The organism is Nitrospira sp. Nam74, assembly GCF_965152615.1.
On record NZ_OZ224220.1, the window covers coordinates 3894572 to 3908922 of the forward strand.

At 55.4% G+C, this 14351-nt stretch carries 14 protein-coding genes and 1 pseudogene; 7 read left to right on the forward strand and 8 right to left on the reverse strand.

The genetic code is table 11. From position 1 onward, the window contains the following. Positions 1-260: 260 nt before the first annotated feature. The 5 genes and pseudogenes from ACWHYZ_RS18280 to ACWHYZ_RS18300 form a co-directional block, all read right to left on the reverse strand. Positions 261-1202: a hypothetical protein gene (locus tag ACWHYZ_RS18280; protein WP_447984105.1), complete on the reverse strand. Its 942-nt coding sequence runs from the start codon at positions 1200-1202 to the stop codon at positions 261-263. A gap of 309 nt (positions 1203-1511) precedes the next feature. After that, the gene (locus ACWHYZ_RS18285; protein WP_447984106.1) at positions 1512-1766 is read right to left on the reverse strand and encodes a hypothetical protein; all 255 of its coding nucleotides are present in this window, start codon (positions 1764-1766) and stop codon (positions 1512-1514) included. A gap of 367 nt (positions 1767-2133) precedes the next feature. Next, on the reverse strand, positions 2134-2730 hold the full coding sequence (locus ACWHYZ_RS18290) for a short chain dehydrogenase (RefSeq protein ID WP_447987611.1): 597 nt from the start codon (positions 2728-2730) through the stop codon (positions 2134-2136). Between the two features lie 44 nt (positions 2731-2774). Beyond that, positions 2775-3323 (reverse strand): YbhB/YbcL family Raf kinase inhibitor-like protein, encoded by a 549-nt coding sequence (locus tag ACWHYZ_RS18295; protein WP_447984107.1) that lies wholly within the window; start codon positions 3321-3323, stop codon positions 2775-2777. A 143-nt stretch (positions 3324-3466) separates the two neighbouring features. Beyond that, positions 3467-4023: pseudogene (locus ACWHYZ_RS18300) on the reverse strand (DNA-3-methyladenine glycosylase I). A 219-nt stretch (positions 4024-4242) separates the two neighbouring features. Here ACWHYZ_RS18300 and ACWHYZ_RS18305 point away from each other — a divergent pair. From ACWHYZ_RS18305 to ACWHYZ_RS18325, 5 genes are all read left to right on the forward strand, one after another. Next, positions 4243-4671 (forward strand): YciI family protein, encoded by a 429-nt coding sequence (locus ACWHYZ_RS18305; protein ID WP_447984108.1) that lies wholly within the window; start codon positions 4243-4245, stop codon positions 4669-4671. Between the two features lie 77 nt (positions 4672-4748). Beyond that, positions 4749-5165: a VOC family protein gene (locus ACWHYZ_RS18310; protein ID WP_447984109.1), complete on the forward strand. Its 417-nt coding sequence runs from the start codon at positions 4749-4751 to the stop codon at positions 5163-5165. Beyond that, positions 5162-5860: an alpha/beta hydrolase family protein gene (locus ACWHYZ_RS18315; RefSeq protein WP_447984110.1), complete on the forward strand. Its 699-nt coding sequence runs from the start codon at positions 5162-5164 to the stop codon at positions 5858-5860. Before ACWHYZ_RS18310 ends, ACWHYZ_RS18315 begins: the two co-directional genes overlap by 4 nt. Positions 5861-5871: 11 nt before the next feature. Then, positions 5872-6231, forward strand: coding sequence for a DUF1428 domain-containing protein (locus ACWHYZ_RS18320; protein ID WP_447984111.1), 360 nt, complete (start codon positions 5872-5874; stop codon positions 6229-6231). 29 nt (positions 6232-6260) lie between these two features. Next, entirely contained in the window at positions 6261-6599 is a 339-nt protein-coding gene (locus tag ACWHYZ_RS18325) for a GIY-YIG nuclease family protein (RefSeq protein WP_447987612.1), read from the forward strand. 41 nt (positions 6600-6640) lie between these two features. On the opposite strand, the gene rdgB is transcribed toward ACWHYZ_RS18325, so the two are convergent. Next, the gene (rdgB, locus tag ACWHYZ_RS18330) at positions 6641-7261 is read right to left on the reverse strand and encodes an RdgB/HAM1 family non-canonical purine NTP pyrophosphatase (protein ID WP_447984112.1); all 621 of its coding nucleotides are present in this window, start codon (positions 7259-7261) and stop codon (positions 6641-6643) included. Positions 7262-7276: 15 nt separating this feature from the next. Further along, the gene (gene rph / locus ACWHYZ_RS18335; protein ID WP_447984113.1) at positions 7277-8020 is read right to left on the reverse strand and encodes a ribonuclease PH; all 744 of its coding nucleotides are present in this window, start codon (positions 8018-8020) and stop codon (positions 7277-7279) included. A 541-nt stretch (positions 8021-8561) separates the two neighbouring features. Here rph and ACWHYZ_RS18340 point away from each other — a divergent pair. Further along, positions 8562-9677, forward strand: a complete 1116-nt coding sequence (locus ACWHYZ_RS18340; RefSeq protein ID WP_447984114.1) for an HD domain-containing phosphohydrolase — start codon at positions 8562-8564, stop codon at positions 9675-9677. A 122-nt stretch (positions 9678-9799) separates the two neighbouring features. Further along, positions 9800-10318 (forward strand): hypothetical protein, encoded by a 519-nt coding sequence (locus ACWHYZ_RS18345; protein ID WP_447984115.1) that lies wholly within the window; start codon positions 9800-9802, stop codon positions 10316-10318. A gap of 235 nt (positions 10319-10553) precedes the next feature. Here ACWHYZ_RS18345 and metH read toward each other — a convergent pair whose 3' ends face one another. Continuing rightward, entirely contained in the window at positions 10554-14330 is a 3777-nt protein-coding gene (gene metH, locus ACWHYZ_RS18350; protein WP_447984116.1) for a methionine synthase, read from the reverse strand. Between the last annotated feature and the right edge of the window lie 21 nt (positions 14331-14351).

The window sequence follows — 14351 nt, forward strand, 5'->3', positions numbered from 1 at the left end:
TGGGCGAAGCGGTGAGTAATTCTGTGGGGGGTAGGCCAGGGGGTCCATGCTGATCACATCAAAGCGCAGAAACCCAATTGCCTTTAAAGACCGAGCCTATTGCAAGTCCGTCAAGATTCGCGTCGGACCATTTCTTGACCAGCTCCCTGAGAGTGATCAGATCTCGGATGCCTAAGAACTCTTTCAAGACTTCTTTGATGGTGAGGGACAGGCCAACGATGCGTCTGTCCTTACGTCCAAACAATGTGTGCACCCGCGCCTTAGCGGCCTGTCTTCCAGAAACGCTTAGGAACATCAAAGGCATAGCGGACTTGAAGCGCCCAGTATTCCTGGACAAGGCCTGAACGATCGAGCGGCCGGTCCTGTTCACGATACACACTGAATTCAAGATCCCTCCAGCGAACCGCCAAGCCGACGATCCAATCGAGTTCCGTCGGATTGGCTTGATTGCCCGCTTCGCGGTCCGTAAAGAAGTTCATGTCGCCGTAAAGGACTACGCGATTTTGATACAGGTCCAGGTCAGCGTGTGCAACGTACCGAAAGAGGGCTCTGCCGGTGTTATCGGGTCTCGCAAAGTAATTGCTATTGTGAAAGAGCCAGCCGGCTCCGGCATACGCGGTTAGATTTTGGTGCGGCAAATGACGTCGCCACCACGCCGAATCATCATCGGCCTCGAAACGAACAGTCCCCAGCACATCAGCGTAGATCTGCTTCGTACCGCTCTTGTCGAGAGGCGCATCTCGCTCATACTGAACACGCCAACTAAACCGATTGACAAGGCCGGTAAGGGCGTACGTTCCGTCCCACTCGCTGAGCTCAATCCAGCCTTTCGTTCGGTCCGAAAAGAAGTTCTGGTCGGTGTAGAAGGTCAGATATTGCTTATATAGATCCGTCTCAAGATGAAGCATGTGCCGCAACCCGACGAGGCCGGTATTATCGGGACGGGCCGCAAACGTGGGGTTCCTGACGAATGCCGCGGTCAGAAAGTATCCGCCGAACAGCGTTTCCTCAGCCTCGCGCTCGGGTTCCCCAGACGACTCCATGGATGGCAACGGCCGTCCGTACTTTTCGAGCGCCGCTGCCGGGGAAGTGAGCCACAGTGGCATTCCCATGATGAGAATGGCAATGCACTTAATGGACCTGGTCTTCGACAGTCGGATGGGACATGACAGGGCGCGGATTCCCGTGAGAATACCTGTCATAACGATGCGCCTTTCTGCCTACCATTCGACTCAGGCAAAAGGCACCATTCGGTATCCCCGCTTAGGAAGGTGTTGAGCGGAGCGGAAAGGCGTTCAGGCTTGGTCGGAAAGCGGCAAGCTGTTCCGGATGATGGAAGATTTCTTTCCTTGGGTCAGGATCCATCTGCTTTCTTTTCTATTGGCAGTGGGCGATTAGAGTGCCTCGATATATGAATGGCATGGAGTCTTTACAGCAAGCTAATCATGAAGTCAATCCATCACTTAGGCAGCAAGTTACTTTTAACAAGCTCGTAACATTGTCTGGGTGGCTTAAGGAGCGCACGATTCAAAGAGCCTATCGCACAAATTCACGTCTTCGAAGGACTCAGGAACAGCCTTGTATTCCGCCCCTACGATGCGATCCTGATCGACAAGCAAATTCGCCCAGCAACCATGATGGATGCCCGGTTGACTCCCTTTTAAGAACACAGCGGATTCTTCAAACATAGGGGCTTCCATATAGTACTGCATGACGAGGCCTTCCTTCGTCGCAACTTCCTTCACGGGCTGACCCGCACAGGACACTATAGCTTCCTTCGTTTTGCCTACTATGCTTTCACGTCTCTGTGAAGATTGCACGGGTCGAGATTGCTGTGAGAGCTCTTCATGAGCGCAGCCCACGACAAGGGAAAGAATCATTATCGTTGTCGCTTCCAATCGCATAACGCCATAGACTATCGTGGTCTCATGTTCCTCCAAGTAGGCCACGCTTGTCCTTAGTGGATCCACGCATCGTCAAGCCCAGGCATGAAGTATCCATCTACCAGACTCGCTAATCAAGAAACTTTCATCAACACTTCTGTTCTATCGGAAAGTCTCATCATGCTGTGGCGATATCGCACTGCGCTAGAGCTTAGCCCCACAACTTGAGAACAAGAGGATGCCTAGCCGTTTATTGTTCGAAGGATCTCGTCTCGAATACTTCCCCGTTCCATGTCCCCTCCACGCTTCCTAAATAGGTCAAGGCGACCTGCCTGGCAGGCATGCCGTTGGTCGGGTCCATCCCTAGGGCCTCCAGCGTTTCCTTCACCCAGACGGGACTGACGGCATTGACCCGTAGGCCACGCGGCAGTTCGAGGGCCGCGGCGCGGACGAACCCGTCGATGCCGGCATTGACTAAACTGATGGCAGCGCTCCCCTTCATGGGCTCTCGCCCGAGCACACCACTCGTCAGGGTAAACGATCCATTGTCTCCCACATATCGGGACCCGATACGGACAAGATTGACCTGCCCCATGAGTTTATTGTTGATGCTCAGTAGAAAGTCCTCGTCCATCAGTTGATTGAGCGGTGCGAATTTCGCCACGCCGGCAGCCGACACGACTGCATCAACAGTTCCGACCGCCTCGTACAGTTTCTTGATCGAATCGGACGAACTGATATCGACCCGATACTCGCCGTACTTGTGCCCCACTGTGATCACCTCATGCCGTGGCGACAGTCTCTCAACAACAGCTCGCCCGATCGTCCCTGTTGCACCGATGACCATGACTTTCACAATGGGTTGGCTCCTATGCCAGATATAACTGTTGCCTACCGCCCATACAGTGCCGTCAATGATGCCTTCGCCAGCGCATTTTGATTCAGATAAAAGCCTACCATTGCACCGGAGGCGTCTTTCTTGAGTGGCAGCTGATCTACTTTAAGCGCATAGACCGTAAAAATGTATCGATGCGGTTTGTCCCCGGCCGGCGGACATGGGCCGCCGTACCCAGGCCGGCCAAAGTCCGTCATGCTTTGAATGGCACCTTCAATCGCCGCGTTGCCGTCCGGTGTGCCGGCATTCGAAGGCAGCGTGTGCACCGTCGCAGGAATATTGAAAATGACCCAGTGCCACCACCCGCTGCCGGTCGGCGCATCCGGATCGTGGACCGTCACGGCAAAACTTTTGGTTCCTTTCGGAGCATTGTCCCACTGCAATTCGGGAGAGACGTTCCCCCCACTGCAACCAAAGCCGTTAAACACTTGTTCATTGGCAATGGTTGTATGTTCTCTCACTGACGGACTGGTGAGTCGAAAATCCGCTGCGTCACTTACAGACACCGCAACTACAAAGACGATCGGCACCATCCATTGAAGCATCTGTAGACTCCTTTCATAGCGTGCTCGACATTGTGGTCCAATACGTTTACCTTAATGCATGCACGAATGAGTCCGCTTTCCGCCTGCAACGCTGTCAGCCCGCTGACCATCGATGGCAGACGGCGTCGGACGGGGCCATTCCCTTATTGCCTGCTCCGTACAAAACAATCGATGGTATGGTCATCTACAAGGCCGATTGCCTGCATGTACGCGTAGATAGTAGTGCTACCGACGAAGCGCCCCCCGGCGCTTGAGATCTTTGGAAAGTGCCTCACTATCAGCGGTTGTCGCAGACACTTGGGACCGAGTATTCCATCGATTCACCTTTGGATGATCGTTGACAAACCGCCATACCTAGCGATCGAACGATCCGTATTCCTCTTGCACGGCGAAGAAGCTCTGGGCATGGTGACGGCCGCGTCAATCTTTAAGCGATTGCGAAAGATACCGGTATTGTTTAACAGGGCAGCTTTCATCCTAGCGGTGAACCGTACCACTTTCACAGGATCGAATCCCGCGAACGCCTACCGATAGCCGTCTCCGCGGAGCAGAATCGTTTCCCATGTCAGCCCGGCCTGAGCGCCTTCCAACAGTAGCATCTCAAAATGGCATTGGTCTCCGCGAATCGGCACGCCCCACTCTCATCGTGGTAGCGAATAGATTGCGGCTGCTCCCCATTATACCTATTGCGGAAGGGCACATTGTTTCAAGTGCAAACTGGAAGACGCGCTCAAAGACGAAGTGGGGGCGCGAGGGTAAAATCGCGTAGGTTTCGATTACCCGCAGACGAATTCCGAACCTCATTGACTATCAGCCTCACAATATCCACCATGTGTTGCAGGCACTGTGATGTGCGCCCCCTTGGGTGCTGTCCACAGGCCAAGATCAGGCACGTTTACATCCACATGGAGGTATTCCGATGCGTTTCATGATTTTAGTTAAAGCCACGAACAACTCAGAGGCCGGCGTGCTTCCGGACGAGAAGCTCCTGACCGAGATGGGAAAGTACAATGAAGAGCTGGTGAAAGCCGGCTTGTTGCTTGCCGGCGAAGGGCTTCAGCCAAGTTCAAAGGGGGCGCGGGTCAGATTCTCTGGAGACAAACGGACTGTGGTCCACGGGCCCTTCGCCGAGACGAAGGAACTGATCGCCGGCTTCTGGCTGTGGCAGGTGAAGTCAAAGGAAGAGGCGATCGAATGGGTCAAGCGCTGTCCGAATCCCTTCCCCGGCGTGGAGTCCGAGATCGAGATCCGCCAAGTGTTCGAGGCTGAAGACTTCGGGGCAGAGTTCACGCCAGAACTCAGGGAACAAGAGGAGCGCCTGCGTGCGCAGGCGGCCAAGAAGAACTAGTCCCGGCGGCCCTGTGCCAGTGGAATCCAGGTTTACAACGAATATCTCATGTTATGGATTATCCAATGGAGGGCATCATGCAACTCAATCCTTATCTCACTTTCAACGGCCAATGCGAGGCAGCATTTAAGTTCTATGAGCAGTGTCTCGGTGGCAAAATCGAAGCTATGTTGACCCATGAGGGTACAGCCATGGCGGATCAAGTGCCCGCTGAATGGCGCAAAAAAATCCTTCACGCTCGCCTGACGGTCGGAGGTCAGGTATTGATGGGCTCCGACACGCCACCCCAGCGCTACGAAAAACCGCAGGGCTTCTCTGTGTCGCTCAACACCAAGGACCAAGCAGAAGCAGAACGTATATTCCATGCTTTGGCCGAAAACGGAACAGTCCAGATGCCCCTTCAGGAGACCTTCTGGGCCGTCCGTTTTGGCATGCTGGTCGATCGGTTCGGCACGCCTTGGATGGTCAACTGCGAACAAGCTGCCGCAGCATGACGTCCGGCAGTCTACAGCCTGTGACGATACGCGTGGACGATGCGCAGCGCGTCTCCGGTCTGCTGCTGGCCCCTGTCGAGGCGAGCGCCTGCTATGTGCTCGCACACGGGGCCGGCGCAGGGATGGCGCATCCATTCATGGCTTCTATCGCAAAGGGCCTTGCGGATCGCGGCGTCGCCACCCTGCGCTATCAATTTCCTTACATGGAGCGTGGCTCGAAACGACCGGATGCGCCGGCACTCGCCCATGCTACCGTCCGGGCGGCCGTTGCCGAAGTGTCCCGTCTGGCGCCGGATCTTGCCCTCATTGCGGGCGGCAAATCGTTCGGCGGTCGCATGACATCCCAAGCACAGGCGGCATCCCCATTGCCGGGAGTCCAGGGCATCGCCTTCCTTGGATTCCCACTCCATCCGGCCGGGCGACCGTCGAACGAGCGTGGCAAACACCTCTTCGATGTGAAGATCCCAATGCTCTTCATGCAAGGCACGCGCGACCAGCTCGCGGACCAGCAACTTCTGCAGCCACTCATCAAACAGCTCGGACGGCGCGCGACATTGAAGCTCTTTCCGGACGCCGACCATTCCTTTCACGTGCCGACCCGCACTGGACAGAAGGATGCGGATGTGAGAATTGAAATGCTGGACGTGTTGGCGAGGTGGATCGACATGGTAATTAACGCAACGGCAGCAACGTAAGGACAGTTCACATGCGCTACGTTGATGGCTACGTGTTACCGGTTCCAAAGAAAAATCTACAGAGCTACCGCCGCATGGCCCGGAAGGCGGGAAAAATCTGGCGGGAGCACGGCGCGCTCGAGTACCGTGAGTGCGCCGGTGACGACCTCAACGCTCAATGGGGTGTGCCGTTTCCGCGCCAGTTCAAGCTTAAGCCGCACGAAACAGTCGTGTTTGCGTGGGTCGTGTTCAAGTCTCGCGCGCATCGCGATCGTGTGAACGCGAAAGTGATGAAGGACCCGCGCCTGGCGGATTCGATGGATACGAAGTCGATACCCTTCGACTCCAAACGCATGGTCTACGGCGGTTTCAAGATTCTCGTCGACGCCTGACGAAGAGACTCAGCTTGCGAGATAGTCCGTTGAGCTGGACAGTCTACATCATCGAGTGCGCAGACGGGACGCTCTATACGGGCGTCACGACAGATCTCCGGCGCCGTCTGGAGGCCCATGCGAGTCGGAACGGCGCAAAATACACCAGAGGGCGTGGCCCTTTTTCCGTTTTCTATACGGAACGGTGTTCTACCAAGAGAGAGGCGTTACAACGCGAAGCACAGATCAAACGACTTGACGCAAGACGCAAGCGGACCCTGATCTCGAAGCCCCATCAGCCTCCGAGGCAGGACACCTCGAAACAACCTCATATGCAATCGGGCGAGAAGCGCAACATGAGAGGAATGAGCAATGACGCTGCAGGCTGAAAAAGGAGCGGAGATTCTACAAGAGGGGCGGCAGGGCGGCGTTATGCCTCGGCTTGAACTGATTTATCTAACTGCTGCAAAACGGCCTTAGCTTTTGCAAACGCTTGTGCGCGATGACTGATACGATTCTTTTCCGTCGGCGTCAGTTCGGCCAACGTCTTTCCCAACTCTGGAACCAAAAAGACAGGATCGTACCCGAACCCCCCGGTGCCGGCTGGACGTTCCGCAATCAGGCCGTTCAGCACGCCTTCCACCGTGTCAACATGTTGTTTCAATGGACTTGCGATCGCCACCACAGTGAGAAACCGGGCGCCGCGCCCTTTCAGCGGAACGCCGTCGAGTTCAAGCAGTAATTTCCTCCAATTGTCCTCATAGCTGACGTGTGCACCCGCGTACCGCGCAGCGTGCACTCCCGGACGGCCGCCTAATGCGTCGACTTCAAGACCTGTGTCATCGGCCACAGCCATGAGACCAGTATAATCTGCAATCACCTTAGCCTTCTTGATGGCATTCGCTTCACATGTCGTCCCGTCTTCATCGACGACAGGAGCCTGCGGGAATTCCGCCAAACTCCTGACTGTAATGCCGAGATCGCTCAACAGAGCGGCTATTTCGAGCCGTTTATCCGGGTTGTGGGTGGCAAGGATGATTTGATTGATCAACAGCGGCCTTTTTGATTATTCCAAAGTGCCGATCATTTCTTTCTGAAGAGACACTAATTCCTGAATGGCCTTCCAGCCGAGATCCAAAAATTCATCCAAATCCTTCTTATCGAAAGAAACCTGCTCTGCGGTGCCTTGTACTTCGACAAATCGGCCACGACCGGTCATCACCAGGTTCATATCGACGTCAGCCAAAGAATCTTCAGCGTACGCCAAGTCGACCATCGCTTCCCCACCGACTTTCCCGACACTAATGGCGGCGAGGTAATCACTCAACGGGCGCTTCTTGATGAGATTCTTCCGCTTCAAGACCGTGAAGGCATCGGCTAAGGCGACAAACGACCCTGTGATCGACGCCGTTCGAGTCCCCCCGTCCGCCTGGATCACATCACAATCGATCCATATGGTTCGTTCGCCCATTTCTTTCGTATCGACGACCGCCCGCAACGCCCGGCCCACCAACCGTTGAATCTCGAGAGTTCGACCGCCCTGCTTTCCCTTGACGGCTTCCCGAGATGTGCGCTCATGGGTGGCCCTGGGAAGCATCGCATATTCGGCCGTGACCCAGCCACGGCCCTTGTCTCTTAGAAATGGCGGAACCTTTTCTTCCACTGATGCCGTACAGATCACCTTCGTTCCACCCATTTCAATGAGTACGGAGCCTTCCGCATGTTGAATGAAATCTCTGGTAATTTTGACAGGACGAGTTTGATCTCGCCGCCGCCCATCACCGCGGGCTAGCTTGTTCGCTGCATTCATGAATGTTTCCTCAGTGATGACAAACGTTGGAGCTTAAGAAGAGAACGTTGAATTATAAAGAAGGGTCAATAAAAGATCAATTCGAGCGGGGGCTGCAAGGGCCTAGGGAGTAACGGATCTGCCCTTAGTTTCGTTTCCGTGCGATCATATAACGAAGAATGAGGAGGCTGACGATCAACACACCCATCAGGCCCACGAACCAGTCCTCATAGAGGAAAACGTATGGCATTGATGGAAGAATAATGATACAGATTTCTCATTACAACCGGTGATTTTGTATGAAGCCTCTGTGTATTTGAGTTCCTAGACAGGACCAGGCTTGCACGGTTGTTCTTGCCTGCGGTGTACAGAGATGTATAAGCCATTCGAAGTCAAGATTCGCATGGAACCAACCGATAAAGACATGACAAGCCCACTCCAGTTACTTCGATCATTGAAGTCCATACGAGATGAATTTGTAGCAGCACGTGCTTGTTTGATTTGACAGAACAGTCACATTCACGGATGCTTACTGGTCTTACGCCCAGACTCCTTAGGTTGCATGGAACAGATTCTCATCGTTGATGATGAGGTGCCGATCCAGCGCATGCTGGGTCGTCTCCTCGAACAGTACGGCTATCTGTGCACATTGGCATCGAACGCCAAGGAAGCTCGTCTGCGATTAGGCGAAAAAGAGTTTGCCCTCATCCTGTGCGACGTCAATATGCCGGGGGAATCCGGCCTCGAGCTCGTCAAACATGTACTGACTGCCTTCCCCCACACCGCGGCTGTGATGGTCACCGGGCTCGACAATCCGGAGCTGGCCGCTGCGGCGTTGGAGATCGGTGCGTACGGCTACATTCTCAAACCGTTCGAGTCCAATGAGATTCTCATTAACGTTGCGAACGCCCTTCGGCGCCGCAAACTGGAGATTGAAAATCGTGCGCATCGGGAGCGGCTGGAATTGACCGTATTGGAGCGTACGTCCGCATTACGGCATGCCGTCGACAGTCTGGAGCGCGCGGAAAAAGAACTCCGATTATCGCGCGAAGAAACCATTCAACGGCTGGCGATTGCCGCCGAATATCGGGATGGTGCCACGGCACAACATATCCAACGCATGAGCCAGTATTGCGCTCTTCTGGCCCGCCGCTATGGCTTGGAACCGGAACGCTGTGAACTCATCCGCATCGCCAGTCCTATGCATGATATCGGCAAAATCGGCACTCCCGACAACATCCTGCTCAAACCAGGCAAATTTACGCCTGAAGAATTCAAGGCGATCGCGCTCCATCCAGAAATCGGCTATCGCATTCTCTCGGGATCCGGCGCGGAATTGTTGACGCTCGCGGCCACCATTGCCTGGACCCATCACGAAAAATTCGACGGCAGTGGGTATCCACGTGGATTGAAAGCGGCTGCCATCCCCTTAGAAGGCCGCATCGCCGCCATTGCCGATACTTTCGACGCTCTCACCAGCAAGCGTGTCTACAAACCCGCCTTCCCCTTTGAGCAAGCGATCGACATCATGCACAAGCGGCGCGGGAAGGACTTCGATCCTGACTTACTCGACACCTTCCTGGAAGGGATGGACGAGGTTCTCGCGATCAGAAGCCAATATGCCGATGGTGAGTGCCCGTTGACAATGCCGCCCGAAGCGGATACAGTTGAGCGTTGAACACGCCGGTGAGTCCTCAGGTGGTCCTGCAAGGCACCGTTCGGTTCCCATAACCCCAAACACTACAAACATCAGCCGGTACGACTGTGTCCGGTGCTGATGAAAACCAGCGGAGGAGTGCGATGACAACGTCTGTCGTGAGTCGCAATTGGCTTGCCTATATTGCGGAAGCATCGATGTCCAATGGCGCCATGCCATCGTGGGAAGCGGCGGAATATTTTACGAACAATCTGTTTGGGGAATCGCCCAATCCTCGCCTCCATGAATCCAAAGCTCCGTATGAAGCAATCTGGCAATTCCTGCACCGCGTCTATAGCCCTATCGTCGAAGCCGCCACACGATCGGTAGAGATGCCGGCGTCTTCCATGATCCATGTCTTCACCGACATCAGCCTCATCGGCAATTCGGCCGTCCTGATCGTGTACTTCCCAGGCGATAACCAGCCGCACCACTTGTTGTTACTTGATGCCGTCAAAGCATGGGATCTGATTTTCCCGGATGCCGCGGCATTCAATGACTGGGCTGAAGAGCGCTACCGCTGGGTGGTGGATGCATTGAAAGCGGCGATCGTGCGAAGTGCTGCAGAATCCCTCGATACCGACCTTCCAATCCCTGCGAGCGTCACCTCTAGCAATCTCTAAAACCGGCCGTCCTTTCCTACCAGGACTCAACGGCAATGGAAAGTATTGGCACCTACGACACCCCCGGCCGAAGGGGCGCCGGGACGCGCCCTCTCAAGACACGGGCTGCAGAAAGTGATGAGAGGAAGCGCACCCTTTGCAGTACGTTGAGGCTGTGAGCAAAGCGAGACAAAGGTGGAGAAGGGCGCGCCCTGCCTAGTGAGGATGAGAATGCGCCTTTTTCATCCTACTAAACCTAACCGTGCAATTGCCCGCACGAACATCCTGGTGTTCCTGTCGAACGGCCGGCATTGATCTCGGCACCGCCCACCTCATCCGGGTCATAGTTCAAATTCGGCGATAACCACCGTTCCACTACGCCAAGGTCCATTTGCTTTCGGCGATGATAGTCCAACACTTGATCCCGCCCGATTTTGCCGACGGCGAAATATCGCGACTCGGGATGTGCGAAATAGAGGCCGCTGACCGAGCTCGCAGGCAGCATGGCATAGGTTTCGGTCAAAGAAATTCCGGTGTTCTCTTCAGCCCGCAGTAAATCGAACAGCAATCGCTTTTCGGTATGATCCGGACATGCCGGATAGCCGGGAGCGGGACGAATCCCGCGATAGCGTTCGCGGATCAGATCTTCACTGCTGAATTGCTCGTCCTTGCCGTACCCCCACTCATCGCGCACCTGTTTATGTAGCCACTCCGCAAAGGCCTCCGCCAGACGATCGGCAAGGGCTTTGGCCATGATCGAATTATAGTCGTCATGGTCCTTTTCAAACCGGGCGCAAAGCGCCTCAACGCCGATTCCCGCCGTCACGGCGAATGCGCCGAGATAATCTCTCAAGCCGGTCGATTGCGGCGCCACATAATCCGCCAGAGCGAGGTTATATTGACCATCCGGCTTTTCCCCCTGCTGACGCAACGTGTGGAAGGTCGTCAACACCTGTGCACGAGATTCATCTGCATACAGCTCGATATCATCGCCCACGCTATTGGCCGGATAAAAGCCATACACGCCCCGCGCAGTCAGTAATTTTTTGTCCACAATCTCTTTCAACAGACGCTGTGCATCATCAAACAATTCCTTCGCCTTGGCACCGACGGTGGCATCGTCAAAGATCCCCGGATAGCGGCCGCGCAACTCCCACGTATGGAAGAAGGGCGTCCAGTCGATGAAGGGCAGGAGGCGATCGAGCGGAACCGACTGCAGGACACGAAGCCCTGTAAAGGCCGGTGTGGGAATGTCCTCAGCGCGCCATTTAATCGGGATCCGGTTCGCTTGCGCCTGCTCGAAGGACAGGAGGGATTTCGGTCCACGATCGGCATGGGCCTTCCGCGCCTGTTCTTGCTCCGAATTCGTTTTTTCGACAAACGCCGCCTTCTGTTCCGGGCTGATCAGGCTGCCGACGACGCCCACTGCCCGTGAAGCATCCAAGACGTGCACGACGCCATGGCGATACGCGGGCGCAATCTTCACGGCCGTGTGCGCTTTGCTGGTCGTCGCCCCGCCGATCAACAGCGGCACCTGAACCCCCTCACGCGTCATTTCCTTTGCGACATGGACCATCTCATCAAGCGATGGCGTGATCAGCCCGCTCAAGCCGATGATGTCGACCTTCTCCTCACGCGCGACGGTTAAAATCTTGTTGCACGGGACCATGACCCCGAGATCGATCACTTGGTAATTATTGCACCCCAGCACAACGCCCACGATATTCTTACCGATGTCGTGGACATCGCCCTTCACGGTTGCCAAGAGGATTTTGCCCTGTGCCTGATGGTTGCCCGATGCCAGCTTCTCCGCTTCCATGAACGGTAGCAGATAGGCGACCGCCTTTTTCATCACGCGGGCACTCTTGACGACTTGGGGTAAAAACATTTTGCCGGCGCCGAAGAGATCGCCGACGATTTCCATTCCAGCCATCAACGGACCTTCGATCACTTCGAGCGGCTTCGGATATTTCTGGCGCGCCTCTTCGACATCCGACTCGATAAAGTCGACGATGCCCTTGACGAGAGCGTGCGAGAGCCGTTCCTCGACCGTGCCCGCACGCCAGGTGTCTTGCTCTTCCACCGTCTTTTCTTTCTGCTTGACGGTATCGGCAAAGGTGACCAGTCGCTCCGTCGCATCAGGACGTCGATTCAGGAGGACATCTTCAACCAGCTCGAGCAGGTCTTTCGGAATTTCTTCATAGACGGCGAGCTGCCCGGCATTGACGATTCCCATATCCAATCCGGCCTTGATGGCATGATACAGAAACGCCGAGTGCATCGCCTCCCGGACGAGATTGTTGCCGCGGAAGGAGAATGAAATGTTGCTGACGCCCCCACTGACCTTACAGAGCGGAAGGTTCGCCTTGATCCAGCGCGTCGCCTCGATGAAGTTCACGGCATAGTTGTTGTGCTCTTCGATGCCGGTCGCAACTGTCAGAATGTTGGGATCGAAGATAATGTCCTGCGGCGGGCACCCGGCCTCTTCCGTCAAAATGCGATACGCCCGCTGGCAAATTTGAATTTTGCGCTCGAGTGTATCCGCTTGCCCTTGTTCATCGAATGCCATCACGACCATGGCGGCGCCATATCGCCGCACTAAGCGTGCGTGCTCACGAAAGGCCTGCTCGCCTTCCTTCAAACTGATGGAATTCACGATGGGCTTGCCCTGCACGCATTTGAGGCCCGCTTCGATGACCGACCATTTCGAACTATCGATCATGACCGGGACCCGGGCGATATCGGGCTCGGAGGCAATGAGGTTCAGAAAGGTGACCATGGCCTTTTCTGAATCTAACAGGCCTTCATCCATGTTGATGTCGATGACCTGGGCTCCCCCATCCACTTGCTGTCGCGCGACCGTCAGCGCGCCTTCATAGTCCCCGCTCAGGATGAGCTTCGCAAATTTGGGCGAGCCCGTCACATTCGTGCGTTCGCCGATATTGAGAAAATTCGTGTCCGGTCGGATTGTCAACGGTTCCAGGCCGCTCAAGCGGCTATAGGGGGTCGGGTGAACCGGCTGCCGCGGCTTGAACTCGCGCACCGCATTGGCAATGGCCTTGATATAGGCCGGTGTCGTGCCACAGCATCCGCCGACAATGTTCAGCCAGCCGTTCTCCGCAAATTCACGAAGGTCTGCCGCCATCATCTCGGGGGTTTCATCAAATCCCCCGAAGGCGTTGGGCAAGCCGGCATTGGGATAACAACTGAGATAGACGGGCGCGATGGTTGACAGTTCTTCGATGTGCGGCCGCATCTCTCTGGCGCCGAGCGCACAATTGATGCCGACACTCAACAAAGGCATGTGCGAAATGGAATTCCAATAGGCTTCGACCGTCTGCCCGGACAGCGTCCGGTTATTCCCCCTCTGCGTGATCGTGAACGACACCATCACGGGCACGCGCCGACCGATCTGCTCAAAATACCGGTCAATGGCAAAGAGCGCCGCCTTCGAATTCAGCGAATCGAAGACCGTTTCGACCAGGAGCACATCGACGCCTCCATCCAGAAGGCCGCGCGCCTGTTCCGTATACGCCTCGACAAGCTGGTCGTACGTCACTGCGCGGAATGCCGGATTATTGACGTCAGGCGAGAGTGACGCCGTCCGATTGGTGGGTCCCATGGCGCCTGCCACGAAGCGAGGGCGCGATGGATCTTTGGCCGTGATGCGGTCCACTGCCTGACGAGCGACCGTGGCCCCGGCCAGATTAAGGTTATAGACCTGATCTTCTAACTTATAGTCCGCCATCGAGATCGAAGTGGAGTTGAACGTATTCGTCTCGATGAGATCGGCGCCGGCTTCTAGAAACTGTTCATGAATCTGTTGAACCAAGTCGGGTCTGGTAATGCACAGCAGATCATTGCATCCCTTCAGGTCATGCGCATGATCGGCAAATTCCCGTCCGCGATAGCCTGCCTCATCCAGTTGATAGGCCTGGATCATCGTGCCCATCGCGCCGTCGATGATGACAACCCGTTCCCGGAGAAGCTGCTCAAATTGTGTGCCGTTACTATTCATCACCACGATACCCATGATAGGACAGGAGTCGTCACT